At 40.0% G+C, this 24,728-nt stretch carries 41 protein-coding genes; all 41 read left to right on the top strand.

The features are described from left to right. Position 1 precedes the first annotated feature (1 nt). The 41 genes from nrdG to ACVAMZ_RS08770 all read left to right on the top strand — a co-directional run bounded on the left by nrdG (position 2) and on the right by ACVAMZ_RS08770 (position 24,546). Positions 2-598, top strand: coding sequence for an anaerobic ribonucleoside-triphosphate reductase activating protein (nrdG, locus tag ACVAMZ_RS08970; RefSeq protein WP_461684622.1), 597 nt, complete (start codon positions 2-4; stop codon positions 596-598). After that, positions 595-1,227: a uridine kinase family protein gene (locus ACVAMZ_RS08965; protein WP_461684621.1), complete on the top strand. Its 633-nt coding sequence runs from the start codon at positions 595-597 to the stop codon at positions 1,225-1,227. The genes nrdG and ACVAMZ_RS08965 overlap by 4 nt, the downstream gene beginning before the upstream one ends. Before the next feature lie 265 nt (positions 1,228-1,492). Beyond that, positions 1,493-1,801: a 30S ribosomal protein S10 gene (rpsJ, locus tag ACVAMZ_RS08960; RefSeq protein ID WP_003009585.1), complete on the top strand. Its 309-nt coding sequence runs from the start codon at positions 1,493-1,495 to the stop codon at positions 1,799-1,801. Positions 1,802-2,017: 216 nt separating this feature from the next. Further along, the gene (gene rplC, locus ACVAMZ_RS08955; protein ID WP_004251088.1) at positions 2,018-2,644 is read left to right on the top strand and encodes a 50S ribosomal protein L3; all 627 of its coding nucleotides are present in this window, start codon (positions 2,018-2,020) and stop codon (positions 2,642-2,644) included. Between the two features lie 24 nt (positions 2,645-2,668). Further along, complete coding sequence (gene rplD, locus ACVAMZ_RS08950) at positions 2,669-3,292, top strand: 50S ribosomal protein L4 (RefSeq protein ID WP_000024549.1); 624 nt, start codon at positions 2,669-2,671, stop codon at positions 3,290-3,292. Further along, entirely contained in the window at positions 3,292-3,588 is a 297-nt protein-coding gene (locus ACVAMZ_RS08945) for a 50S ribosomal protein L23 (protein WP_001055347.1), read from the top strand. The genes rplD and ACVAMZ_RS08945 overlap by 1 nt, the downstream gene beginning before the upstream one ends. A 17-nt stretch (positions 3,589-3,605) precedes the next feature. Continuing rightward, positions 3,606-4,439, top strand: a complete 834-nt coding sequence (gene rplB, locus ACVAMZ_RS08940; protein WP_006144707.1) for a 50S ribosomal protein L2 — start codon at positions 3,606-3,608, stop codon at positions 4,437-4,439. A 104-nt stretch (positions 4,440-4,543) separates the two neighbouring features. After that, the gene (gene rpsS, locus ACVAMZ_RS08935; RefSeq protein ID WP_000533766.1) at positions 4,544-4,825 is read left to right on the top strand and encodes a 30S ribosomal protein S19; all 282 of its coding nucleotides are present in this window, start codon (positions 4,544-4,546) and stop codon (positions 4,823-4,825) included. An 11-nt stretch (positions 4,826-4,836) separates the two neighbouring features. Then, positions 4,837-5,181 (top strand): 50S ribosomal protein L22, encoded by a 345-nt coding sequence (rplV, locus tag ACVAMZ_RS08930; RefSeq protein ID WP_000818137.1) that lies wholly within the window; start codon positions 4,837-4,839, stop codon positions 5,179-5,181. A 12-nt stretch (positions 5,182-5,193) separates the two neighbouring features. Then, a complete protein-coding gene (gene rpsC, locus ACVAMZ_RS08925) occupies positions 5,194-5,847 on the top strand; it encodes a 30S ribosomal protein S3 (protein WP_000529936.1) in 654 nt (217 codons plus the stop codon). A gap of 3 nt (positions 5,848-5,850) precedes the next feature. Continuing rightward, positions 5,851-6,264 carry a 50S ribosomal protein L16 gene (rplP, locus tag ACVAMZ_RS08920; protein ID WP_000960948.1) on the top strand — a complete coding sequence of 138 codons (414 nt, stop codon included), beginning with the start codon at positions 5,851-5,853 and terminating at the stop codon, positions 6,262-6,264. 9 nt (positions 6,265-6,273) lie between these two features. Then, complete coding sequence (gene rpmC / locus ACVAMZ_RS08915; RefSeq protein ID WP_000772918.1) at positions 6,274-6,480, top strand: 50S ribosomal protein L29; 207 nt, start codon at positions 6,274-6,276, stop codon at positions 6,478-6,480. A gap of 24 nt (positions 6,481-6,504) precedes the next feature. Then, positions 6,505-6,765, top strand: a complete 261-nt coding sequence (rpsQ, locus tag ACVAMZ_RS08910; RefSeq protein WP_000440801.1) for a 30S ribosomal protein S17 — start codon at positions 6,505-6,507, stop codon at positions 6,763-6,765. Between the two features lie 25 nt (positions 6,766-6,790). Beyond that, positions 6,791-7,159 (top strand): 50S ribosomal protein L14, encoded by a 369-nt coding sequence (rplN, locus tag ACVAMZ_RS08905; protein ID WP_000616547.1) that lies wholly within the window; start codon positions 6,791-6,793, stop codon positions 7,157-7,159. 74 nt (positions 7,160-7,233) lie between these two features. Next, the gene (gene rplX / locus ACVAMZ_RS08900) at positions 7,234-7,539 is read left to right on the top strand and encodes a 50S ribosomal protein L24 (RefSeq protein WP_000497691.1); all 306 of its coding nucleotides are present in this window, start codon (positions 7,234-7,236) and stop codon (positions 7,537-7,539) included. Positions 7,540-7,562: 23 nt separating this feature from the next. Then, positions 7,563-8,105 (top strand): 50S ribosomal protein L5, encoded by a 543-nt coding sequence (rplE, locus tag ACVAMZ_RS08895; protein ID WP_000013542.1) that lies wholly within the window; start codon positions 7,563-7,565, stop codon positions 8,103-8,105. A gap of 17 nt (positions 8,106-8,122) precedes the next feature. Further along, positions 8,123-8,308 carry a type Z 30S ribosomal protein S14 gene (locus tag ACVAMZ_RS08890; RefSeq protein WP_001085699.1) on the top strand — a complete coding sequence of 62 codons (186 nt, stop codon included), beginning with the start codon at positions 8,123-8,125 and terminating at the stop codon, positions 8,306-8,308. A 211-nt stretch (positions 8,309-8,519) separates the two neighbouring features. Continuing rightward, positions 8,520-8,918 carry a 30S ribosomal protein S8 gene (gene rpsH / locus ACVAMZ_RS08885; RefSeq protein ID WP_006144711.1) on the top strand — a complete coding sequence of 133 codons (399 nt, stop codon included), beginning with the start codon at positions 8,520-8,522 and terminating at the stop codon, positions 8,916-8,918. A 188-nt stretch (positions 8,919-9,106) separates the two neighbouring features. Next, positions 9,107-9,643 carry a 50S ribosomal protein L6 gene (gene rplF, locus ACVAMZ_RS08880; RefSeq protein ID WP_075565061.1) on the top strand — a complete coding sequence of 179 codons (537 nt, stop codon included), beginning with the start codon at positions 9,107-9,109 and terminating at the stop codon, positions 9,641-9,643. An 83-nt stretch (positions 9,644-9,726) separates the two neighbouring features. Further along, positions 9,727-10,083, top strand: coding sequence for a 50S ribosomal protein L18 (rplR, locus tag ACVAMZ_RS08875; protein WP_004251098.1), 357 nt, complete (start codon positions 9,727-9,729; stop codon positions 10,081-10,083). A gap of 17 nt (positions 10,084-10,100) precedes the next feature. Then, positions 10,101-10,595: a 30S ribosomal protein S5 gene (gene rpsE, locus ACVAMZ_RS08870; RefSeq protein ID WP_004251100.1), complete on the top strand. Its 495-nt coding sequence runs from the start codon at positions 10,101-10,103 to the stop codon at positions 10,593-10,595. A gap of 13 nt (positions 10,596-10,608) precedes the next feature. Next, a complete protein-coding gene (gene rpmD / locus ACVAMZ_RS08865; RefSeq protein WP_000057241.1) occupies positions 10,609-10,791 on the top strand; it encodes a 50S ribosomal protein L30 in 183 nt (60 codons plus the stop codon). A gap of 143 nt (positions 10,792-10,934) precedes the next feature. Further along, positions 10,935-11,375 (top strand): 50S ribosomal protein L15, encoded by a 441-nt coding sequence (gene rplO, locus ACVAMZ_RS08860; protein ID WP_006151070.1) that lies wholly within the window; start codon positions 10,935-10,937, stop codon positions 11,373-11,375. 12 nt (positions 11,376-11,387) lie between these two features. Then, complete coding sequence (secY, locus tag ACVAMZ_RS08855; RefSeq protein WP_414272954.1) at positions 11,388-12,698, top strand: preprotein translocase subunit SecY; 1,311 nt, start codon at positions 11,388-11,390, stop codon at positions 12,696-12,698. A 155-nt stretch (positions 12,699-12,853) separates the two neighbouring features. Beyond that, positions 12,854-13,492: an adenylate kinase gene (locus ACVAMZ_RS08850; protein WP_004251114.1), complete on the top strand. Its 639-nt coding sequence runs from the start codon at positions 12,854-12,856 to the stop codon at positions 13,490-13,492. Positions 13,493-13,609: 117 nt separating this feature from the next. After that, positions 13,610-13,828 carry a translation initiation factor IF-1 gene (gene infA, locus ACVAMZ_RS08845; protein WP_001029883.1) on the top strand — a complete coding sequence of 73 codons (219 nt, stop codon included), beginning with the start codon at positions 13,610-13,612 and terminating at the stop codon, positions 13,826-13,828. Positions 13,829-13,852: 24 nt separating this feature from the next. Beyond that, positions 13,853-13,969: a 50S ribosomal protein L36 gene (gene rpmJ / locus ACVAMZ_RS08840; protein WP_001808836.1), complete on the top strand. Its 117-nt coding sequence runs from the start codon at positions 13,853-13,855 to the stop codon at positions 13,967-13,969. 17 nt (positions 13,970-13,986) lie between these two features. Beyond that, entirely contained in the window at positions 13,987-14,352 is a 366-nt protein-coding gene (rpsM, locus tag ACVAMZ_RS08835; protein ID WP_004251117.1) for a 30S ribosomal protein S13, read from the top strand. Positions 14,353-14,369: 17 nt separating this feature from the next. Then, the gene (gene rpsK / locus ACVAMZ_RS08830) at positions 14,370-14,753 is read left to right on the top strand and encodes a 30S ribosomal protein S11 (RefSeq protein WP_001118385.1); all 384 of its coding nucleotides are present in this window, start codon (positions 14,370-14,372) and stop codon (positions 14,751-14,753) included. A 43-nt stretch (positions 14,754-14,796) separates the two neighbouring features. Further along, complete coding sequence (locus ACVAMZ_RS08825) at positions 14,797-15,732, top strand: DNA-directed RNA polymerase subunit alpha (protein WP_004251121.1); 936 nt, start codon at positions 14,797-14,799, stop codon at positions 15,730-15,732. A gap of 11 nt (positions 15,733-15,743) precedes the next feature. Further along, positions 15,744-16,130 carry a 50S ribosomal protein L17 gene (gene rplQ, locus ACVAMZ_RS08820; protein ID WP_000331493.1) on the top strand — a complete coding sequence of 129 codons (387 nt, stop codon included), beginning with the start codon at positions 15,744-15,746 and terminating at the stop codon, positions 16,128-16,130. 263 nt (positions 16,131-16,393) lie between these two features. Further along, complete coding sequence (locus ACVAMZ_RS08815; protein ID WP_461684620.1) at positions 16,394-16,660, top strand: ACT domain-containing protein; 267 nt, start codon at positions 16,394-16,396, stop codon at positions 16,658-16,660. 9 nt (positions 16,661-16,669) lie between these two features. Further along, the gene (locus ACVAMZ_RS08810; protein WP_461684619.1) at positions 16,670-18,007 is read left to right on the top strand and encodes a PFL family protein; all 1,338 of its coding nucleotides are present in this window, start codon (positions 16,670-16,672) and stop codon (positions 18,005-18,007) included. Positions 18,008-18,318: 311 nt separating this feature from the next. After that, positions 18,319-18,690, top strand: a complete 372-nt coding sequence (rnpA, locus tag ACVAMZ_RS08805; protein WP_025169334.1) for a ribonuclease P protein component — start codon at positions 18,319-18,321, stop codon at positions 18,688-18,690. After that, on the top strand, positions 18,665-19,480 hold the full coding sequence (locus ACVAMZ_RS08800) for a YidC/Oxa1 family membrane protein insertase (RefSeq protein ID WP_461684618.1): 816 nt from the start codon (positions 18,665-18,667) through the stop codon (positions 19,478-19,480). The genes rnpA and ACVAMZ_RS08800 overlap by 26 nt, the downstream gene beginning before the upstream one ends. Positions 19,481-19,494: 14 nt before the next feature. Next, entirely contained in the window at positions 19,495-20,451 is a 957-nt protein-coding gene (gene jag, locus ACVAMZ_RS08795; RefSeq protein ID WP_074324785.1) for an RNA-binding cell elongation regulator Jag/EloR, read from the top strand. 51 nt (positions 20,452-20,502) lie between these two features. Next, positions 20,503-21,123, top strand: a complete 621-nt coding sequence (locus ACVAMZ_RS08790) for a ribonuclease P (RefSeq protein WP_247922261.1) — start codon at positions 20,503-20,505, stop codon at positions 21,121-21,123. A gap of 118 nt (positions 21,124-21,241) precedes the next feature. After that, the gene (gene tkt, locus ACVAMZ_RS08785) at positions 21,242-23,218 is read left to right on the top strand and encodes a transketolase (protein ID WP_247922260.1); all 1,977 of its coding nucleotides are present in this window, start codon (positions 21,242-21,244) and stop codon (positions 23,216-23,218) included. Between the two features lie 115 nt (positions 23,219-23,333). Next, a complete protein-coding gene (gene yajC, locus ACVAMZ_RS08780; RefSeq protein WP_247922259.1) occupies positions 23,334-23,654 on the top strand; it encodes a preprotein translocase subunit YajC in 321 nt (106 codons plus the stop codon). Positions 23,655-23,702: 48 nt separating this feature from the next. Next, positions 23,703-24,140, top strand: coding sequence for a low molecular weight protein-tyrosine-phosphatase (locus ACVAMZ_RS08775; protein WP_461684617.1), 438 nt, complete (start codon positions 23,703-23,705; stop codon positions 24,138-24,140). After that, positions 24,133-24,546 (top strand): MORN repeat-containing protein, encoded by a 414-nt coding sequence (locus ACVAMZ_RS08770; protein ID WP_247922258.1) that lies wholly within the window; start codon positions 24,133-24,135, stop codon positions 24,544-24,546. Before ACVAMZ_RS08775 ends, ACVAMZ_RS08770 begins: the two co-directional genes overlap by 8 nt. The last annotated feature ends 182 nt before the right edge of the window (positions 24,547-24,728 follow it).

Below are 24,728 nucleotides of genomic sequence, written 5' to 3'. Positions count from 1 at the left end.
TATGACATGGAATACACCAAAACCAGGTGAGTGGAAGAGTGAAGAGCTGAGCCAAGGTCGAATCATCGATTACAAGGCTTTCAACTTTGTCGATGGCGAAGGAGTCCGCAATTCTCTCTATGTAGCAGGCTGTATGTTTCACTGTGAAGGTTGCTACAATGTAGCCACCTGGTCTTTCAATGCAGGAATTCCTTATACGCCAGAATTAGAAGAACAAATCATGGCAGACTTGGCCCAGCCTTATGTTCAAGGGTTAACTTTGCTAGGAGGAGAACCATTCCTAAATACAGGTATCCTTCTGCCTCTTGTGAAACGTATTCGGAAAGAATTGCCTGACAAAGATATCTGGTCTTGGACGGGCTACACTTGGGAAGAGATGATATTGGAGACACCTGATAAACGGGAGCTCTTGTCAATGATTGATATCTTGGTTGATGGACGGTATGATAAAAGCAAGCGTAATCTAATGCTTCAATTCCGTGGCTCTTCCAATCAACGAATTATCGATGTACAAAAATCCCTCAAAAGTGGGCAAGTGGTGATCTGGGACAAGCTTAACGATGGAAAAGAAAGCTATGAACAGGTGAAGAGAGAATGAAGAAAAAAGACTTAATAGAGCAACTGGTCTCAGAAATAGACTCAGGAAGAATTAGGACGCTAGGGATCTACGGTCATGGGGCTTCAGGTAAATCAACCTTCGCTCAGGAATTATATCAAGCCATAGATTCTACTACAGTAAATTTGCTAGAAACAGATCCCTACATAACCTCAGAACGTCACCTGGTAGTACCAAAGCAAGCACCTGATCAAAAGGTGACAGCTTGTCTGCCAGTGGCGCATGAACTGGCAAGTTTGCAGAGAGATATTCTAGCCTTGCAAGCGGGTATGGATGTCTTAACAATCGAAGAACCTTGGAAGGCTAGTGAGGTCTTATCGGGAGCAAAACCAATTCTGATAGTCGAAGGGATGTCTGTGGGTTTTCTTCCAAAGGAACTCTTTGACAAAACCATTTGTTTCTACACGGATGAAGAGACAGAATTAAAGAGGCGTCTAGCTCGAGATACGGCTGTGAGAAATGGCGATGCATCCTTTATATTGGCTAGTCAGCAAATGAGACGAGAACAGTATCTGCAATATTATAAAGAAACCGAGTCAAAAACAGATATCTTGATAAATCAATCGAATGATAAATTTCAGATCGAAACGAATATTATGAATACTATATAGAAGAAAAAATAAAAATTTGCTCTTCATTTATGCTTTTTTGAGATAAGGGGCAATAAGAAAACAGTTTCATCTAAAAAATTTAAAAAATCCTGTCAAATCCCTTGCAATCGCAGGGGCTTTGTGTTATTCTATTATGGTGCTGTAAATTACAGCCTTAGCTTTGATGCAAGAGGTTGCGACACGCTCGGTTGCATTGCCACGCAACGCGCGTCGGTTTTCTTGTGGAGCTAGCCTATTATCTTAAATAGACGAAAAGGAGAAAAAGATGGCAAACAAAAAAATCCGTATCCGTTTGAAAGCTTACGAACACCGTACGCTTGACACAGCGGCTGCAAAAATCGTAGAATCAGCTACTCGTACAGGTGCACAAGTTGCGGGTCCAATCCCACTTCCAACTGAGCGTAGCCTCTACACAATCATTCGTGCGACTCACAAATATAAAGATTCTCGCGAACAATTCGAAATGCGTACACACAAACGTTTGATCGATATCATCAACCCAACTCAAAAAACAGTTGACGCTTTGATGAAATTGGATCTTCCAAGTGGTGTAAACGTAGAAATCAAACTTTAATCTAAAATATAAAAGAGCAGAAGCTGGTGTTTCAATTGAATTGAACACGGGCTAAACTCGGTGTGAAAAAGATAAACTTCCTAGTGTCTGTAAGACACTGCGTCAGTTTCCTATTTTCACTTTGAGTTTGACGCCCTTTGTATCTTAGACTTGAGCATAAAAAACGCTCGTTAAAAACTTTTTGAATAAAAAATATAGAAAAGGAACTATTTTCTCATGACAAAAGGAATCTTAGGGAAAAAAGTGGGAATGACTCAAATCTTCACTGAAGCTGGCGAATTGATCCCTGTAACAGTTATCGAAGCAACTCCAAACGTTGTTCTTCAAGTTAAAACTGTTGAAACAGATGGTTACAACGCTATCCAAGTTGGTTTCGATGACAAACGCGAAGTATTGAGCAACAAACCTGCTAAAGGACATGTAGCAAAAGCTAACACGGCTCCTAAGCGCTTCATTCGTGAATTCAAAAACGTTGAAGGCTTGGAAGTTGGTGCTGAAATCACAGTTGAAACTTTCGCAGCTGGAGACATTGTTGATGTAACTGGTACATCTAAAGGTAAAGGTTTCCAAGGTGTTATCAAACGCCACGGACAATCACGTGGCCCTATGGCTCACGGTTCTCGTTACCACCGTCGTCCAGGTTCTATGGGACCTGTTGCACCTAACCGCGTATTCAAAGGTAAAAACCTTGCAGGACGTATGGGTGGCGACCGCGTAACAATTCAAAACCTTGAAGTTGTACAAGTTGTTCCAGAAAAGAACGTTATCCTTATCAAAGGTAACGTACCAGGTGCTAAGAAATCTCTTATCACTATCAAGTCAGCAGTTAAAGCTGGTAAATAATAAGGAAAGGGGAATACAGTCAAAATGGCAAATGTAACATTATTCGACCAAACTGGTAAACAAGCGGGCGAAGTTGTTCTTAACGATGCAATCTTTGGTATCGAACCAAACCAATCTGTTGTGTTTGATGTGATCATCAGCCAACGTGCTAGCCTTCGTCAAGGAACTCACGCAGTTAAAAACCGCTCAGCTGTTTCAGGTGGCGGACGCAAACCATGGCGTCAAAAAGGAACTGGACGTGCTCGTCAAGGTTCTATCCGCTCTCCACAATGGCGTGGTGGTGGAATCGTCTTCGGACCAACTCCACGTAGCTATGCGTACAAACTTCCTCAAAAAGTTCGTCGCCTTGCACTTAAATCTGTTTACTCAGAAAAAGTTGCTGAAAACAAATTTGTAGCCGTTGATTCTCTTGAATTTACAGCTCCAAAAACTGCTGAATTTGCAAAAGTTCTTGCAGCTTTGAGCATCGATTCTAAAGTCCTTGTTATTCTTGAAGAAGGAAACGAATTCGCAGCTCTTTCAGCTCGTAACCTTCCAAACGTGAAAGTTGCGACTGCTACAACTGCAAGTGTTCTTGACATCGCAAATAGTGACAAACTTCTTGTTACTCAAGCAGCTATCTCTAAAATCGAGGAGGTTCTTGCATAATGAATTTGTATGATGTTATCAAAAAACCTGTTATCACTGAAAGCTCAATGGCTCAACTTGAAGCAGGAAAATATGTATTTGAAGTTGACACTCGTGCACACAAACTTTTGATCAAGCAAGCTGTTGAAGCTGCTTTTGAAGGTGTTAAAGTTGCAAATGTTAACACAATCAACGTAAAACCTAAAGCTAAACGTGTTGGACGTTACACTGGTTTTACTAACAAAACTAAAAAAGCTATCATCACTCTTACAGCTGATTCAAAAGCAATCGAGTTGTTTGCTGCTGAAGCTGAATAATCTAAGGAGGAAATATCGTGGGAATTCGTGTTTATAAACCAACAACAAACGGTCGCCGTAATATGACTTCTTTGGATTTCGCTGAAATCACAACAAGCACACCAGAAAAAACTTTGCTTGTTGCTTTGAAGAACAAGGCTGGTCGTAACAACAACGGTCGTATCACTGTTCGTCACCAAGGTGGTGGACACAAACGTTTCTACCGTTTGGTTGACTTCAAACGTAACAAAGACAACGTTGAAGCAGTTGTTAAAACTATCGAGTACGATCCAAACCGTTCTGCAAACATCGCTCTTGTACACTACACTGACGGTGTGAAAGCTTACATCATCGCTCCAAAAGGTCTTGAAGTTGGTCAACGTATCGTTTCAGGTCCTGAAGCAGATATCAAAGTCGGAAACGCACTTCCGCTTGCTAACATCCCAGTTGGTACTTTGATCCACAACATCGAATTGAAACCAGGTCGTGGTGGAGAATTAGTACGTGCTGCTGGAGCTTCTGCTCAAGTATTGGGTCAAGAAGGTAAATACGTTCTTGTTCGTCTTCAATCAGGTGAAGTTCGTATGATTCTTGGAACTTGTCGTGCAACAGTTGGTGTTGTCGGAAACGAACAACATGGACTTGTAAACCTTGGTAAAGCAGGACGTAGCCGTTGGAAAGGTATCCGCCCAACAGTTCGTGGTTCTGTAATGAACCCTAACGATCACCCACACGGTGGTGGTGAAGGTAAAGCACCAGTTGGTCGTAAAGCACCATCAACTCCATGGGGCAAACCTGCTCTTGGTCTTAAAACTCGTAACAAGAAAGCGAAATCTGACAAACTTATCGTTCGTCGTCGCAACGAGAAATAATTTTAAACTAGTCGCTTAAGCAACTAGGAAATTCCGCCAGCTCGGTAGCGCTCGTTGAGAGCGCAAGCCGCTGTGGTACTATATTTAAAGGAGAAAATATAAAAATGGGACGCAGTCTTAAAAAAGGACCTTTCGTCGATGAGCATTTGATGAAAAAAGTTGAAGCTCAAGCTAACGACGAAAAGAAAAAAGTTATCAAAACTTGGTCACGTCGTTCAACGATCTTCCCAAGTTTCATTGGTTACACTATCGCAGTTTATGATGGACGTAAACACGTACCTGTTTACATCCAAGAAGACATGGTAGGTCACAAGCTTGGTGAATTTGCACCAACTCGTACTTACAAAGGTCACGCCGCAGACGACAAGAAGACACGTAGAAAATAAGGAGAACATAAATGGCAGAAATTACTTCAGCTAAAGCAATGGCTCGCACAGTACGTGTTTCACCTCGTAAATCACGTCTTGTTCTTGACAACATCCGTGGTAAAAGCGTAGCCGATGCAATCGCAATTTTGACATTCACTCCAAACAAAGCTGCTGAAATCATCTTGAAAGTGTTGAACTCAGCTGTAGCTAACGCTGAAAACAACTTTGGTTTGGATAAAGCTAACTTGGTAGTATCTGAAGCATTCGCAAACGAAGGACCAACTATGAAACGTTTCCGTCCACGTGCGAAAGGTTCAGCTTCACCAATCAACAAACGTACAGCTCACATCACTGTAGCTGTTGCAGAAAAATAAGGAGGTAAAATCGTGGGTCAAAAAGTACATCCAATTGGTATGCGTGTCGGCATCATCCGTGATTGGGATGCCAAATGGTATGCTGAAAAAGAATACGCGGATTACCTTCATGAAGATCTTGCAATCCGTAAATTCGTTCAAAAAGAACTTGCTGACGCAGCAGTTTCAACTATTGAAATCGAACGCGCAGTAAACAAAGTTAACGTTTCACTTCACACTGCTAAACCAGGTATGGTTATCGGTAAAGGTGGTGCTAACGTTGATGCACTTCGTGCTAAACTTAACAAATTGACTGGAAAACAAGTACACATCAACATCATCGAAATCAAACAACCTGATTTGGATGCTCACCTTGTTGGTGAAGGAATTGCTCGTCAATTGGAGCAACGTGTTGCTTTCCGTCGTGCACAAAAACAAGCAATCCAACGTGCTATGCGTGCTGGAGCTAAAGGAATTAAAACTCAAGTATCAGGTCGTTTGAACGGTGCAGATATCGCCCGTGCAGAAGGATACTCTGAAGGTACAGTTCCACTTCACACACTTCGCGCAGATATCGATTACGCTTGGGAAGAAGCAGATACTACATACGGTAAACTTGGTGTTAAAGTATGGATCTACCGTGGTGAAGTTCTTCCAGCTCGTAAAAACACTAAAGGAGGTAAATAACCAATGTTAGTACCTAAACGTGTTAAACACCGTCGTGAATTCCGTGGTAAAATGCGCGGTGAAGCTAAAGGTGGAAAAGAAGTAGCATTCGGTGAATACGGTCTTCAAGCTACAACTAGCCACTGGATCACTAACCGCCAAATCGAAGCTGCTCGTATCGCCATGACTCGTTACATGAAACGTGGTGGTAAAGTTTGGATTAAAATCTTCCCACACAAATCATATACAGCTAAAGCTATCGGGGTTCGTATGGGATCTGGTAAAGGGGCACCTGAAGGTTGGGTAGCACCAGTTAAACGTGGTAAAGTAATGTTTGAAGTTGCTGGTGTATCTGAAGAGATCGCTCGCGAAGCGCTTCGTCTTGCAAGCCACAAATTGCCAGTTAAATGTAAATTCGTAAAACGTGAAGCAGAATAAGGAGAAGGCATGAAACTTAATGAAGTAAAAGAATTTGTTAAAGAACTTCGTGGTCTTTCTCAAGAAGAACTCGCGAAGCGCGAAAACGAATTGAAAAAAGAATTGTTCGAACTTCGTTTCCAAGCTGCTACTGGTCAATTAGAACAAACAGCTCGCTTGAAAGAAGTTAAAAAACAAATCGCTCGTATCAAAACAGTTCAATCTGAAGCGAAATAATAGACTAGGGAAGGAGAAATTTCAATGGAACGCAATAATCGTAAAGTTCTTGTTGGACGTGTTGTATCTGACAAAATGGACAAGACAATCACAGTTGTAGTTGAAACAAAACGTAACCACCCAGTCTATGGTAAACGTATTAACTACTCTAAAAAATACAAAGCACATGATGAAAACAATGTTGCCAAAGAAGGCGATATCGTACGTATCATGGAAACTCGCCCGCTTTCAGCTACAAAACGTTTCCGTCTTGTAGAAGTTGTTGAAGAAGCGGTTATCATCTAATCAAGCCTGAAAGGAGAAAACTGAAATGATTCAAACAGAAACTCGTTTGAAAGTCGCAGACAACAGCGGTGCACGCGAAATCTTGACTATCAAAGTTCTTGGTGGTTCTAAACGTAAATTTGCGAACATCGGTGATGTTATTGTGGCATCTGTAAAACAAGCTACTCCTGGTGGTGCGGTTAAAAAAGGTGACGTTGTTAAAGCAGTTATCGTTCGTACTAAATCAGGTGCTCGTCGTGCTGATGGTTCATACATCAAATTTGACGAAAACGCAGCAGTTATCATCCGTGACGACAAAACTCCTCGCGGAACACGTATCTTTGGCCCAGTTGCACGTGAATTGCGTGAAGGTGGCTTCATGAAGATCGTGTCACTTGCTCCAGAAGTACTTTAATCAATAAAAAAACAAACACAGTCCCCTGGCCTAGCCAGGGTGCCCATTGGGCGTAAGAATAAAAGGAGAAAAAAATGTTTGTAAAAAAAGGCGACAAAGTTCGCGTAATCGCTGGTAAAGATAAGGGAACAGAAGCTGTTGTCCTTACTGCCCTTCCAAAAGTAAACAAAGTTATCGTTGAAGGTGTTAACATCGTTAAGAAACACCAACGTCCAACAAACGAACTTCCTCAAGGTGGTATCATCGAGAAGGAAGCAGCTATCCACGTATCAAACGTTCAAGTTTTGGACAAAAATGGTGTAGCTGGTCGTGTTGGTTACAAATTTGTAGACGGTAAAAAAGTTCGCTACAACAAAAAATCAGGCGAAGTGCTTGATTAATCACGAAGGAAAGGAGAAGTATAATGGCAAATCGTTTAAAAGAAAAATATCTTAATGAAGTAGTTCCTGCTTTGACAGAACAATTCAACTACTCATCAGTGATGGCTGTGCCTAAAGTAGATAAGATCGTTTTGAACATGGGTGTCGGTGAAGCTGTATCAAACGCTAAAAGCCTTGAAAAAGCTGCTGAAGAATTGGCACTTATCTCAGGTCAAAAACCACTTATCACTAAAGCTAAAAAATCAATCGCCGGCTTCCGTCTTCGTGAAGGTGTAGCGATCGGTGCAAAAGTTACCCTTCGTGGTGAACGTATGTACGAATTCTTGGATAAATTGGTTTCAGTTTCACTTCCACGTGTGCGTGACTTCCACGGTGTTCCAACAAAATCATTTGACGGACGCGGAAACTACACACTTGGTGTGAAAGAACAATTGATTTTCCCAGAAATCAACTTTGATGACGTTGACAAAACTCGCGGTCTTGACATCGTTATCGTTACTACTGCTAACACTGACGAAGAGTCACGTGCATTGCTTACAGGCCTTGGAATGCCTTTTGCAAAATAATATAGGAGGTATAACTAATGGCTAAAAAATCTATGATTGCTAAGAACAAACGCCCAGCGAAGTTCTCTACTCAAGCATACACTCGCTGTGAACGTTGTGGACGTCCACACTCAGTTTACCGCAAGTTTAAACTTTGCCGTGTTTGCTTCCGTGAATTGGCATATAAAGGTCAAATCCCTGGTGTAACAAAAGCATCTTGGTAATATCATGATACAAAGAGCGTAACAACCCCAGCAAAAATAGGAGATTTGGTTCAGGAGCGATTCTCCAAGACAAATCTATCTTTTTTGCCCAGGTTGTAGCTCGTGTTCAAATGAGATTATCTTGTTTGAATGTGTCAATACTATCTGAGCCCAGCTCAATCATTAACTAGCAAGTGCAACTTGCAAACTACTAGTAAGAGGAGAAAATAAAATGGTTATGACTGACCCAATCGCAGACTTCCTAACTCGTATTCGTAACGCTAACCAAGCAAAACACGAAGTACTTGAAGTACCTGCATCAAACATCAAAAAAGGAATTGCTGAAATCCTTAAACGCGAAGGTTTTGTTAAGAACGTAGAAATCATCGAAGATGACAAACAAGGCATCATCCGTGTATTCCTTAAATACGGAACAAACGGTGAACGAGTTATCACTAACTTGAAACGTGTTTCTAAACCAGGACTTCGTGTCTACAAAAAACGTGAAGATCTTCCAAAAGTACTTAACGGTCTTGGAATTGCTATCCTTTCAACTTCTGAAGGTTTGCTTACTGATAAAGAAGCTCGCCAAAAGAATGTTGGTGGGGAAGTTATCGCTTACGTTTGGTAATATTTAGCTCCCAATTTCTTTGTGACTCGTCGTTATCGTCTCTTGCCTAACCCAAAGTTATGTCTGCAAGACGATGCCTAGATTCACTTTAAAATTGAAACCTAAATATTCCTTTAAATCGAGAAATCGATTTAACCCCCGTGAAAACTGGCCGTCATGGCCTGACAATTTAACAGGAGAATAAAAACATGTCACGTATTGGTAATAAAGTTATCGTGTTGCCTGCTGGTGTTGAACTCACTAACAATGACAACGTTGTAACTGTAAAAGGACCTAAAGGAGAACTTACTCGTGAGTTCTCAAAAGATATTGAAATCCGTGTGGAAGGTACTGAAGTAACTCTTCACCGTCCAAACGATTCAAAAGAAATGAAAACAATCCACGGAACTACTCGTGCACTTTTGAACAACATGGTTATTGGTGTTTCAGAAGGATTCAAGAAAGAACTTGAAATGCGTGGGGTTGGTTACCGTGCACAACTTCAAGGAAACAAACTTGTTTTGGCTGTTGGTAAATCACATCCAGACGAAGTTGAAGCTCCAGCAGGAATTACTTTTGAACTTCCAAACCCAACGACTATCGTTATCAGCGGAATTTCAAAAGAAGTAGTTGGTCAAACAGCTGCTTACGTACGTAGCCTTCGTTCACCAGAACCATACAAAGGTAAAGGTATCCGTTACGTTGGCGAATATGTTCGTCTTAAAGAAGGTAAAACTGGTAAATAATGTTGAGTGGTTGATTTTCAACCACCAACCCCATTACCAACTTTGTGCATAGCACACGATTTAAAATTAAAGAGGTGAAAACTGTGATTTCTAAACCAGATAAAAACAAACTCCGCCAAAAACGCCACCGTCGCGTACGCGGAAAACTCTCTGGAACTGCTGATCGCCCACGTTTGAACGTATTCCGTTCTAATACAGGCATCTACGCTCAAGTGATTGATGACGTAGCGGGTGTAACGCTCGCAAGTGCTTCAACTCTTGACAAAGAAGTTTCAAAAGGAACTAAAACTGAACAAGCCGTTGCTGTCGGTAAACTCGTTGCAGAACGTGCAAGTGCTAAAGGTATTTCAGAAGTGGTGTTCGACCGCGGTGGATATCTATATCACGGACGTGTGAAAGCTTTGGCTGATGCAGCTCGTGAAAACGGATTGAAATTCTAATAGGAGGACACTAGAAAATGGCATTTAAAGACAATGCAGTAGAACTTGAAGAACGCGTAGTTGCTGTTAACCGTGTTACAAAAGTTGTTAAAGGTGGACGTCGTCTTCGTTTCGCAGCTCTTGTAGTTGTTGGTGACCGTAATGGTCGTGTAGGATTTGGTACTGGTAAAGCTCAAGAAGTTCCAGAAGCAATCCGCAAAGCAGTAGAAGATGCTAAGAAAAACTTGATCGAAGTTCCTATGGTCGGAACAACAATTCCACATGAAGTTCTTTCAGAATTCGGTGGAGCTAAAGTATTGTTGAAACCTGCTGTAGAAGGTTCTGGAGTTGCCGCAGGTGGTGCAGTTCGTGCCGTTGTGGAATTGGCAGGTGTGGCAGATATTACATCTAAATCACTTGGTTCTAACACTCCAATCAACATTGTTCGCGCAACTGTTGAAGGTTTGAAACAATTGAAACGCGCTGAAGAAGTTGCTGCCCTTCGTGGTATTTCAGTTTCTGATTTGGCATAAGAAAGGGGATAAAATGGCTCAAATTAAAATTACTTTGACTAAGTCTCCAATCGGACGCATTCCATCACAACGTAAAACTGTTGTAGCACTTGGACTTGGCAAATTGAACAGCTCTGTTATTAAAGAAGATAACGCTGCAATCCGTGGTATGATCACTGCAGTATCTCACTTGGTAACAGTTGAAGAAGTAAACTAATGATTATTTAGGGGATGTGCATATGACCATCCCCTAAAACTAGATATAGTCATCTTAGATGACACAGTATAGGCGAGTTGATAAAGGAGACAACCTTTTCTCCTTTATCGGCGCTAGCATTTTACAAAAGAGGAGAAAAATAAATGAAACTTCATGAATTGAAACCTGCAGAAGGTTCTCGTAAGTCACGTAACCGTGTTGGACGTGGTACTTCATCAGGTAACGGTAAAACATCAGGCCGTGGTCAAAAAGGTCAAAAAGCTCGTAGCGGAGGCGGTGTACGTCTTGGTTTTGAAGGTGGACAAACTCCATTGTTCCGTCGTCTTCCAAAACGTGGATTTACTAACATCAACGCTAAAGAATATGCTATTGTAAACCTTGATCAATTGAACGCCTTTGATGACGGTGCTGAAGTAACTCCAGTGGTACTTGTAGAATCAGGAATTGTTAAATCTGAAAAATCAGGTATCAAAGTTCTTGGTAACGGTGAGTTGACTAAGAAATTGACTGTTAAAGCTGCTAAATTCTCTAAATCAGCTGAAGAAGCTATCACTGCTAAAGGTGGTTCAGTTGAAGTCATCTAAGTGAGGTGACCTATGTTTTTTAAATTATTGAGAGAAGCACTCAAAGTTAAGCAGGTTCGATCAAAAATTTTATTTACAATTTTTATCGTATTTGTTTTTCGTATCGGTACTAGTATTACTGTACCGTGGGTAAATGCAAATAGCTTGAATGCTTTGAGTGGACTATCCTTCTTGAATATGTTGAGCTTGGTGTCAGGGAATGCCATGAAAAACTTTTCAGTTTTTGCTCTTGGAGTTAGCCCTTACATTACAGCCTCAATCGTCGTCCAACTCTTGCAAATGGATTTATTACCAAAGTTTGTGGAGTGGGGCAAACAAGGGGAAGTTGGTCGTAGAAAGTTAAACCAAGCGACTCGATACATTGCACTGGTGCTTGCATTTGTTCAATCAGTCGGTATTACTGCTGGTTTTAACGCTCTGTCTGGAGCTAAACTTTTGACTGTACCACTTACACCACAAGTTTTCCTTGTGATTGGAGGAATCTTAACAGCAGGTAGCATGATTGTAACCTGGCTGGGAGAGCAAATCACAGATAAGGGATATGGTAATGGTGTTTCAATGATTATCTTTGCAGGGATTGTTGCTTCAATTCCTGATATGGTTAAGGGCATCTACGTGGACTACTTTGTCAATGTACCAAGTAGTCGATTGACATCGTCTCTCATTTTCGTTGCCATCTTAATCGTTGCTGTTTTGTTAATTGTATACTTTACAACTTACGTTGAACAAGCTAAATACAAGATTCCAATTCAGTATACAAAGGTAGCTCAAGGTGCGCCGTCAAGCTCCTATCTTCCATTGAAGATTAACCCTGCTGGGGTTATCCCAGTTATCTTTGCTAGCTCTATTACAGCAGCACCGGCAGCAATTTTACAATTCGTAAGTGCGTCTGGCCTTAATTGGGAATGGGTAAAAACAGCTCAAGAGTTGGTATCTACTTCAACCCCAACAGGTGTTGCTTTGTATGCTCTGTTGATTATTCTCTTTACATTCTTCTATACATTTGTACAGATCAATCCAGAGAAAGCAGCAGAAAATTTACAAAAGAGTGGAGCTTATATCCATGGTGTCCGTCCTGGTAAAGGGACAGAAGAATATATGTCAAAACTTCTTCGTCGTCTCGCAACAGTCGGATCAATCTTCCTAGGTGTGATTTCTATCCTACCTATTGTAGCTAAAGATTTATTTGGTCTTTCAGAAGTTGTCGCTTTTGGGGGAACAAGTTTGCTAATCATTATCTCTACAGGTATCGAAGGAATTAAACAATTGGAAGGTTATCTATTGAAACGTAAGTATGTTGGTTTCTTAGACACAACAGAATAATTGTAATAGAAAATAAAATTCACTATTGCTCAGAGAGTGGAGTGTAAAAATCAAAGACATTGTCAGATTTTTATCTCCTCTCTTCTATTTTGTTTTTAAATAGGAGTTGAAATGAATTTTTGCTTCTATTTAAATACAAAAAAGGAGTTTGAATCATGAATCTTTTGATTATGGGTTTACCTGGTGCAGGTAAAGGGACACAAGCAGCGAAAATTGTTGAACAGTTTCACGTTGCCCACATCTCAACAGGTGACATGTTCCGTGCAGCAATGGCTAACCAAACTGAAATGGGTGTACTAGCTAAGTCATATATTGACAAAGGCGAATTGGTTCCAGATGAAGTAACAAATGGAATTGTTAAAGAACGTCTTTCTCAAGATGATATTAAAGAAACTGGTTTCTTGTTGGATGGCTACCCACGTACAATTGAGCAAGCACATGCCTTAGATAAAACATTGGCTGAACTTGGAATTAAACTTGAAGGTGTTATCAACATCGAGGTAGATCCATCTTGCCTACTTGAACGTTTGAGTGGTCGTATCATTCACCGTGAAACTGGAGAAACTTTCCATAAGGTATTCAACCCACCAGTTGATTACAAAGAGGAAGATTACTACCAACGTGAAGATGATAAACCAGAGACAGTTAAACGTCGTTTGGATGTCAATATTGCTCAAGGTGAACCAATTATTGCTCACTATCGTGCTAAAGGTCTAGTACATGATATCGAAGGTAACCAAGATATCAATGATGTCTTTAAAGATATCGAAAAGGTATTGACAAATTTGAAATAAAAGCGTTTTTCAGACTTGCAAAATGTCTTGACAAATGTTATACTGAGTTAGTCTGACTTATAATTGTTGTCTCTGTGTCTAGAGGCATCAAATCGAAATTTAGGGAGGTACTTTTGCGTGGCAAAAGACGATGTGATTGAAGTTGAAGGCAAAGTAGTCGATACGATGCCGAATGCAATGTTTACGGTTGAACTTGAAAATGGACATCAGATTTTAGCAACAGTTTCTGGTAAAATTCGTAAAAACTATATTCGTATTTTAGCGGGAGATCGTGTTACTGTTGAAATGAGTCCATATGACTTGACACGTGGACGTATCACTTACCGCTTTAAATAATCGAAAAACTTGGAGGGATAAGAAATGAAAGTAAGACCATCGGTCAAACCAATTTGCGAATACTGTAAAGTAATTCGTCGTAATGGTCGTGTTATGGTAATTTGCCCAGCAAATCCAAAACACAAACAACGTCAAGGATAAGATAGAAAGGAGAAAACATGGCTCGTATTGCTGGAGTTGATATTCCAAATGACAAACGCGTAGTTATCTCATTGACTTATGTCTATGGTATCGGACTTGCAACATCTCAAAAGATTTTGGCAGCTGCTGGAGTTTCAGAAGATATTCGTGTTCGTGACCTTACATCAGATCAAGAAGATGCTATCCGTCGTGAAGTGGATGCAATTAAAGTTGAAGGTGACCTTCGTCGTGAAGTGAACTTGAACATCAAACGTTTGATGGAAATCGGTTCATACCGTGGTATCCGTCACCGTCGTGGACTTCCTGTCCGTGGACAAAACACTAAAAACAACGCTCGCACTCGTAAAGGTAAAGCTGTTGCGATTGCTGGTAAGAAAAAATAATATAGGAGGTAAAAGTCTTGGCTAAACCAACACGTAAACGTCGTGTGAAAAAGAATATCGAATCTGGTATTGCTCATATTCACGCTACATTTAATAACACTATTGTTATGATTACTGATGTGCATGGTAATGCAATCGCTTGGTCATCAGCTGGTGCTCTTGGTTTCAAAGGTTCTCGTAAATCTACACCATTTGCTGCTCAAATGGCTTCTGAAGCTGCTGCTAAATCTGCACAAGAACACGGTCTTAAATCAGTTGAAGTTACTGTAAAAGGTCCAGGTTCTGGTCGTGAGTCAGCTATTCGTGCTCTTGCTGCCGCTGGTCTTGAAGTAACAGCAATTCGTGATGTGACTCCAGTGCCACACAATGGTGCTCGTCCTCCAAAACGTCGCCGTGTATAATCATTACCTTTACACTGCTTTTCGTTTAAGAGGGAGTAACTAAATGATCGAGTTTGAAAAACCAAATATAACAAAAATTGATGAAAATAAAGATTATGGCAAGTTTGTAATCGAACCACTAGAACGTGGATACGGTACAACACTTGGTAACTCTCTTCGTCGTGTACTTCTTGCTTCTCTTCCAGGAGCAGCTGTTACATCTATCGATATCGATGGAGTATTACATGAATTTGATACAATTCCTGGTGTTCGCGAAGACGTGATGCAAATCATTCTGAACATTAAAGGTATTGCAGTTAAATCATATGTAAAAGACGAAAAGACTATTGAACTTGATGTTGAAGGTCCTGCTGAAGTGACAGCCGGAGATATTTTAACTGACAGTGATATTGAAATCGTAAATCCAGATCATTATCTTTTCACAATCGGAGAAGGTGCTTCATTTAAAGCAACTATGACTGTAAACACTGGTCGTGGTTATGTACCTGCAGATGAAAATAAAAAAGATAATGCCCCAGTTGGAACACTTGCTGTAGATTCTATTTATACACCAGTTACAAAAGTTAACTATCAAGTTGAACCTGCTCGTGTAGGAAGCAATGATGGTTTCGACAAATTAACCCTTGAAATCTTGACAAATGGAACTATTATTCCAGAAGATGCTTTAGGGCTTTCAGCACGTATTTTGACAGAACATCTTGATTTGTTTACAAATCTTACAGAGATTGCTAAATCTGCAGAAGTGATGAAAGAAGCTGATACTGAATCGGACGACCGTATTTTGGAACGTACGATTGAGGAACTTGACTTGTCTGTACGCTCATATAACTGTTTGAAACGTGCTGGTATCAATACTGTGCATGATTTGACAGAAAAATCTGAAGCAGAGATGATGAAAGTAAGAAATCTTGGACGCAAGAGTTTGGAAGAAGTGAAACTCAAACTCATTGATTTGGGTCTTGGATTAAAAGATAAATAAAGGAGGAATACATGGCTTACCGTAAACTAGGACGCACTAGCTCACAACGTAAAGCAATGCTTCGCGATTTGACAACTGACCTTTTGATCAACGAATCAATCGTGACAACTGAAGCTCGTGCTAAAGAAATCCGTAAAACTGTTGAAAAAATGATTACTCTAGGTAAACGTGGTGATTTGCATGCACGTCGTCAAGCTGCTGCTTTCGTACGTAATGAAATCGCATCTGAAAACTATGATGAAGCAACTGATAAGTACACTTCTACTACAGCACTTCAAAAATTGTTCTCAGAAATCGCACCTCGTTACGCAGAACGTAACGGTGGATACACTCGTATCCTTAAAACTGAACCACGTCGTGGTGATGCAGCGCCAATGGCGATTATCGAATTAGTATAAAATCATCAATTTTGTTGAGTGTTATGATGATGGAGCCCTGTGCTCTTAGTCTAGCTCTGGTCTACCGCTAGGACTTTTGTCCTAGCGGGAACACTCATCATAAGATGGTAGGGTAGACGCTTGTTTACGAAATTGTTTTTCTTTTAAGAACAATTTCGTAAGCAGGCGTTTTTTAGTTTTTTTGAAGTAAATGTGCTATACTGAGAAAAAAGAAAAATATAGATATGGTTATTTTTCTATGATTTCAAAGATGGAGGACCAATATGAAAGCTATTATAACTGTTGTTGGAAAAGATAAGGGTGGTATTGTTGCAGGTGTTGCGACTAAGATTGCTGAATTAGGATTAAATATTGATGATATTTCACAAACTGTCTTGGATGAGTTCTTTACCATGATGGCTGTAGTATCCAGTGATGAAAAACATGATTTTACTCGACTAAGAAATGAGTTTGAAGCCTTTGGCCAGACCTTGAATGTCAAAATCAATATTCAGAGCGCGGCTATTTTCGATGCTATGTACAATATCTAGGAGGTGCTTATGGATATTAGACAAGTTACCGAAACAATCGCAATGATTGAGGAGCAGAATTTTGATATCAGAACAATTACCATGGGAATCTCTCTACTTGATTGTATTGATTCAGATATTGATAAGGCTGCAGATAAAATATATGAAAAAATTACGACTAAGGCGGCAAATTTAGTTGCTGTCGGTGATGAAATTGCTGCTGAGTTAGGTATTCCTATTGTCAATAAACGTGTATCGGTAACACCAATCTCATTAATTGGTGCTGCAACAGATGCAACGGACTATGTACCTTTAGCTAAAGCTCTCGACAGAGCTGCTAAAAAAATTGGTGTTGACTTTATCGGTGGCTTTTCTGCTTTGGTACAGAAAGGCTATCAAAAAGGTGATGAAATCCTCATCAACTCGATTCCTCGTGCTTTAGCTGAGACAGACAAAGTGTGCTCGTCTGTTAATATCGGTTCAACCAAGTCAGGAATCAATATGACCGCAGTTGCCGATATGGGACGAATCATTAAGGAAACTGCTAGTCTTTCGGATATGGGTGCTGCTAAATTAGTCGTTTTTGCCAATGCGGTCGAAGACAATCCCTTTATGGCGGGAGCCTTTCATGGTGTTGGCGAAGCTGATGTTATTATTAATGTTGGTGTGTCAGGTCCTGGTGTAGTCAAACGTGCTTTAGAAAAAGTTCGTGGCCAAAGCTTTGATGTAGTAGCTGAGACTGTTAAGAAGACAGCTTTCAAGATTACTCGGATTGGTCAATTAGTTGGACAGATGGCCAGTGAAAGACTAGGTGTTGATTTTGGTATCGTTGATTTAAGTTTAGCGCCGACTCCAGCAGTTGGTGACTCAGTGGCTCGTGTCCTCGAGGAAATGGGATTGGAAACAGTTGGAACACATGGAACAACTGCTGCTCTAGCTCTTTTAAATGATCAGGTGAAAAAGGGCGGAGTGATGGCCTGCAACCAAGTCGGTGGTCTGTCAGGTGCTTTTATCCCAGTTTCTGAGGACGAGGGGATGATTGCGGCAGTGCAAAATGGTTCTCTCAATCTTGAAAAGCTAGAAGCCATGACGGCTATCTGTTCAGTTGGGTTGGATATGATTGCTATCCCTGAAGATACACCTGCCGAAACCATTGCGGCTATGATTGCGGATGAGGCAGCAATTGGTGTTATTAATATGAAAACCACAGCTGTCCGTATCATTCCAAAGGGTAAAGAAGGCGATATGATAGAGTTTGGTGGCTTGCTAGGAACTGCCCCAGTTATGAAAGTCAATGGAGCTTCTTCGGCTGATTTCATTGCTCGTGGAGGACAGATTCCAGCTCCAATTCATAGTTTTAAAAATTAATAAAAAAATAAAATGATTTAAGTTCAATTTAAGGATAGGTGTGTATACTCTAATCATTAAATAAAGACCTCCTAACTTTATTTAATAGAAATCCTAAACTTTTTCATAATAATCTCCTACAAAAGTCGCTCGTAAGAGTGGCTTTTGTTTTGTATTCTCTAATAAAACTAGTAAAATTTCATTGATTCTGATCAAATTTTTTAAGAATGGCTACTTTTTTCGAAGTCAAACCAGCCTAAAACCTTGCCATGATTGGCTTTTTGAAAAATTATGGTATAATAGTAGTAGTTTTATTAGATGGAGTAGAATTTTTGAGAAAAAGCTTTCGTGTAAAAAAAGAGAAAGATTTCGACGCCATATTTAAAAAGGGAGCAAGTGTAGCTAATCGAAAATTTGTTATTTATCGATTAGAAAACAATGAAACACATTTTCGAGTAGGTTTGTCAGTCAGTAAAAAATTAGGAAATGCTGTGACAAGAAACCAAATCAAGAGAAGAATCCGGCATGTTCTCATTCAAAATAGTAATCAACTTGTTGATAATGTCGATTTTGTTGTGATTGCTCGAAAAGGCGTTGAACTATTAGAATATGCAGAAATTGAAAAAAACTTACTTCATGTTTTGAGATTAGCAAAGATTTACCAGGAAGGAAATAAGAGTGAAGAAGAAATTACAATTGACTAGTTTGTTAGGTTTGTCCTTGTTGGTAATGACTGCTTGTGCAACTAGTGAAGTGTCTGCAGATTCTGCAGACTTTTGGAGTAAACTTGTTTATTTTTTTGCTGAAATTATTCGATTTTTGTCATTTGATGTCAGCATTGGTTTAGGGATTATTCTGTTCACAGTCTTGATTAGAACAATACTGTTACCAGTCTTTCAAACACAAATGGTGGCTTCCAGAAAAATGCAAGAGGCGCAACCTCTTATCAAAGAATTGCGCGAACGTTATCCAGGTCGCGACATGGAAAGTCGTACTAAGCTAGATCAGGAAACACGTAAATTATTTAAAGAATTAGGCGTTAAGCAATCCGCATCCTTCTGGCCGCTTTTGATTCAAATGCCAATTCTATTGGCTCTTTTCCAAGCTTTATCAAACGTAGATTTTTTGAAGACAGGCCACTTTTTATGGTTCAATTTAGGTGGAGCTGATACCACTTTCGTACTACCTATTTTAGCTGCCCTATTCACCTTCCTCAGTAGCTGGCTTTCAAATAAAGCTTTGCCTGAGAAAAATGGTGCAATGACAGGTATGATGTATGGGATGCCTGTTATAATCTTCTTTTTTGCAATATCTGCTCCAAGTGGTGTCGCTCTTTACTGGGCGGTTTCAAATGCTTATCAAGTGTTGCAAACTTACCTTTTGAACAACCCCTTCAAAATCATTGCAGAGCGTGAAGCAGATGTGCAAGCTAAGAAGGATTTAGAAGTTAAGAAAAGAAAAGCTCAAAAGAAAGCACAGAAAAAGAAAAAGTAAGGAGAAATCTGATAATGGTATTATTTACAGGTTCAACAGTTGAAGAAGCAATCCAAAAGGGATTGAATGAATTAAATATTCCGAGAATGAAAGCTCATATCAAAGTTGTCTCGAGAGAAAAAAAGGGATTTTTTGGACTTTTTGGTACAAAACCAGCTCAAGTTGATATCGAAGCAATCAGTGAAACAACTGTTGTAAAAGCAAATCAGCAGGCGATCAAAGGTGTTCCAAAAGAAATTAATGATCAAAATGATCCAGTTAAAACAGTCAGTGAAGCAACCGTTGATTTGGGACATGTAGTTGCTGCTATCAAGAAAATTGAAGAAGAAGGCCAAGAAATTTCTGAAGAAGTCAAGGCTGAAATTCTTAAGAATGATAAAGAAGCCAGCACGATTTTAGAAGAAACAGGCCATATTGAAGTTTTAAAAGAATTGCAACCTGAAGAAACTCAAGATGAAGTTGAGCCTGAAAAAGGCAGCGACTTAGAAAATCTTGGTTTGAAAGTCGAGCCAACATACGACACCGAAAAGGTTGTTGAAGAAGTAACCAATTATGTTCAAGCAATCATCGATGATATGGATGTTGAGGGAACTATTTCTAGCACCTCTAACCGTCGCTCTATCAACATGCAAATTGATACAAATGAGCCAGGCCGTATCATTGGTTACCATGGTAAGGTTTTGAAATCCCTTCAACTTTTGGCACAAAATTACCTCTACAATCGTTATTCAAAAACTTTCTACATTACTATCAACGTGAATGATTATGTAGAACATCGTGCAGAAGTGTTACAGAGTTATGCTCAAAAATTAGCTACACGTGTCTTGGAAGAAGGCCGTAGTCAGATGACAGATCCAATGTCAAGCAGCGAGCGCAAAATTATCCATCGTATCATCTCACGAATGGAAGGTGTTACTAGCTACTCTGAAGGTGACGAACCAAATCGTTACGTTGTAGTTGACACAGAATAAAAATGAAAAATCAGGGAAACCTGATTTTTTTCTAACTAAAGAAGGAAGCAAATGAAAGAAATCAAGGACTATCTTGCTTATCAAGGGGAACAGTACCGGAATCCTGAAAAAGCAGGAGCTGAAAAGGATAAAATGCTAGACCTGCGTCAAAAAGGGCAGGAAGCGCGAAAGGCATTTACTCACCTAGCGGAATGTTTTCAAGCTAGGCATTCCGATTGGAATTTACACCCAACCAGTCAATGGATGAATCAAGCGCAGAGATTACGACCACATTTCTGGGTTTATATACAGAGAGAGGGGTATGTAACAGAGCCCATGATGGCTCTTCGTTTGTATGGAAATCAGAATAATTGGGGAATCTCTATAGAAGTCAGCTTTGTAGAGAGAAAGAAAGATGAGACTACCTTGTCAAAACAGGCTAAAATATTGGATATCCCAGTGGTTGATGGAATCTATTATTGGGTTCAGAAAAACGATGAAAGCTATAGAGTACAAGCTACTGAGGAGAATAGACAACTTTTAAGACAACAATTATCCAATCAGGAGATTCGTAAGGTTTTAGTAAAAGTTGATATTCCAGTAGCCGATGAAGATACTATAGATAAGGTTCTAGATAAACTTGATAGAGGTTTTGAAAAACTATCACCTTACTATCAAGTGACTAGAGTTTAGTATAATCGGCTGAGTCATTTTATAGTAAATTGTTTTATTGCTATTCTATCTGTTTTTTCATATAATAGTAGAATAGGATATGTGATAAACTTATCACCTTAAATAGAAAGGAAATTCTATGTCAAATCTATCTGTTAATGCTATTCGTTTCTTAGGTATTGACGCTATTAATAAAGCTAATTCAGGTCACCCAGGAGTGGTTATGGGTGCAGCTCCGATGGCTTACAGCCTTTTCACTAAAGAACTTCGTATCAATCCAGCTCAACCAAACTGGATCAACCGCGACCGTTTCATTCTTTCAGCTGGTCACGGATCAATGCTTCTCTATGCCCTTCTTCACCTTTCTGGATTTGAAGATGTGAGCATGGTTGAAGTGAAGAACTTCCGTCAATGGGGCTCTAAAACTCCAGGTCACCCAGAATTTGGTCATACAGCAGGGGTTGATGCAACAACAGGCCCTCTAGGACAAGGGATTGCGACTGCGACAGGTTTTGCACAAGCAGAACGTTTCCTTGCAGCCAAATATAACCGCGAAGGTTATAACATCTTTGATCACTACACATATGTTATCTGTGGAGATGGTGACTTGATGGAAGGTGTATCAAGTGAAGCTGCTTCTTATGCAGGTTTGCAGAAACTTGATAAATTGGTTGTTCTCTATGATTCAAATGATATCAATTTGGACGGTGAGACAAAAGATTCATTCACAGAGAGTGTTCGCGATCGTTACAATGCTTACGGTTGGCATACAGCCTTGGTTGAAGATGGGACAGACTTAGAAGCTATTCAAGCAGCTATTGAAGAAGCTAAGGCTTCAGGGAAACCATCTTTGATTGAAGTAAAAACTGTTATTGGTTATGGTTCGCCAAACAAACAAGGAACTAATGCCGTACACGGTGCTCCTCTTGGTGCAGACGAAACTGCTGCAACTCGTCAAGCCCTTGGTTGGGACTACGAACCATTTGAAATCCCAGCAGAAGTTTATGCTGATTTCAAAGAAAATGTTGCAGATCGAGGTGCATCAGCATATGAAGCATGGACAAAACTAGTTGCAGACTATAAAGAAGCTTACCCAGAATTGGCTGAAGAAGTGGACGCCATCATCGAAGGACGCGATCCAGTTGAATTGACTCCAGAAGACTTCCCAGCTATAGAAAATGGCTTCTCTCAAGCAACTCGTAACTCAAGTCAGGATGCTTTAAATGTAGTCGCTGCTAAATTGCCAACCTTCCTTGGTGGATCAGCTGACCTTGCTCATTCAAATATGACTTACATCAAAACTGACGGACTTCAGGACGATGCAAATCGCTTGAACCGTAATATCCAATTTGGTGTTCGTGAATTTGCAATGGGTACAGTTTTGAACGGAATGGCTCTTCACGGTGGACTTCGAGTTTACGGTGGAACTTTCTTCGTATTCTCAGACTACCTTAAAGCAGCAGTTCGTTTGTCAGCTCTACAAGGTCTTCCTGTAACCTATGTCTTTACTCACGATTCAATCGCAGTTGGTGAAGATGGGCCAACTCACGAACCGATTGAGCACTTGGCAGGACTTCGTGCGATTCCAAACCTTAATGTTTTCCGTCCAGCAGATGCGCGTGAAACTCAAGCAGCTTGGTATCAAGCAGTGAAGAGTGAAAAAACACCAACTGCCCTCGTCTTGACTCGTCAAAACTTGACTGTTGAGGAAGGAACAAACTTTGATAAGGTTGCGAAAGGTGCTTATGTTGTCTATGAAAATGCTACAGACTTTGACACTATTTTGATTGCAACAGGTTCAGAGGTTAATCTGGCTGTTTCAGCTGCTAAAGAATTGGTAAGTCAAGGTGGAAAAGTTCGCGTAGTCAGCATGCCATCTACGGATGTCTTTGATGCACAAGATGCTACATACAAAGAAGAAATCCTACCAAATGCAGTTCGTCGCCGTGTGGCGGTTGAAATGGGAGCGACTCAAAACTGGTACAAATACGTTGGTCTTGATGGAGCAGTTCTCGGTATTGATACCTTTGGAGCATCTGCCCCAGCTTCAAAAGTGTTAGCAGAGTATGGATTTACAGTTGAAAACTTAGTAGAACTTGTAAACAACTTGAAATAAGAAAAATCAGAGCTTTGCTCTGGTTTTTTATTGACCTAAAACTAAGGTGCAATCTTGTAAAAAATAGTGAAATTTGATATAGTAGTTTTATCTGAATTACAAAGGAGAAAAAATAATGGGTGGAAATTTAACATTCTTGATTATGCTTGTTTTGATGTTTGCCTTGATGTTCTTCATGCAACGTTCTCAAAAGAAACAAGCTGAAAAACGTATGGAGAGCCTCAACAAACTTCAAAAAGGCTACGAAGTAATCACTATTGGTGGTCTCTACGGTACAGTCGACGAAGTTGATACTGAAAACAAAACGATTGTACTTGATGTAGACGGAGTATACTTGACTTTCGAATTAAGTGCAATTAGAACAGTTTTGCCAGTTAAAGAAGCTGTCACACCTGAAGGTGCAGTTGTTGATGGTGAAAGCGCGATTGAAGAATAAAACGGGGTGGATCTCATACCCCTTTTTCTATGAAGATGGGGAATAATGATGAAAAAGATTGTTTTTGTTTGCCTTGGTAATATTTGCCGAAGTCCTATGGCAGAATTTGTTATGAAGTCTTTAACCGATGATTATGAGATTGAAAGTAGAGCAACTTCTTCTTGGGAACATGGAAATCCAATTCACAAAGGAACTCAGAAAATTTTTAAAGCTCACGAGATTCCTTACGATTCATCAAAAACATCACAGCAAATTTCTAAGGATGATTTTGAATATTTTGATTATGTCATTGGAATGGACGAGTCCAATCTTCTAGATTTGACTCGAATGTGTCCTCAAGACCAACAACACAAGCTAGAGGCATTTGCTTCTGAGGGTGTTCCTGACCCATGGTATACAGGTGATTTTGATGAAACTTACGATCGAGTTTTAACTGGTTGCCAAGCTTGGCTAACACGTTTAGAAAATGAGGCAAAAAATGGATGATTTAAAAAAATTCTATGATAAGTACAGTGTCTATATAACGCGTCCTCGTTTGGAAATTGCAACAGTAGTAGTCATAGCTCTTTGTGCTATATTTGTATTTGTAGGGAATATGCCTAAGCAAGGAGTTTTAAAACTGGATGGCGATTCACTTGTATATGATGGAAGTATTGTTCGTGGGAAGATGAATGGCAAAGGCACAATGACCTTCTCTAATGGCGACACTTATACTGGTGAATTTAAAAATGGAGCATTTAGCGGTAAAGGAACCTACCAAGCTAAAGAAGGCTGGGTTTATGAAGGTGACTTTGTTAATGGCCAAGCTGAAGGAAAAGGAAAACTGACTACAGAGCAAGAAGTTGTCTATGAAGGTGACTTTAAACAAGGGCTCTTCCAACAAGCACAATAACCTCCTCTTAGAGGGGGTATTATACTGCGTAAACGGAAAGCGCTTACATGGAAATTGAGATGCTTTACAATACCTTTTTACAATGGAATTTGTGAAAAATAAAAGTTTTATTGAATTATTCACAAAGTGGAAGTGTAAAAGTGCATGTGTAGGCATGTACAAAAATATTTTCACAAGGAAAT

The organism is Streptococcus sp. KHUD_017, from assembly GCF_054861245.1.
Note: the sequence above shows the minus strand (reverse complement) of the source record. Positions and strands in the feature narration are given on the sequence as shown.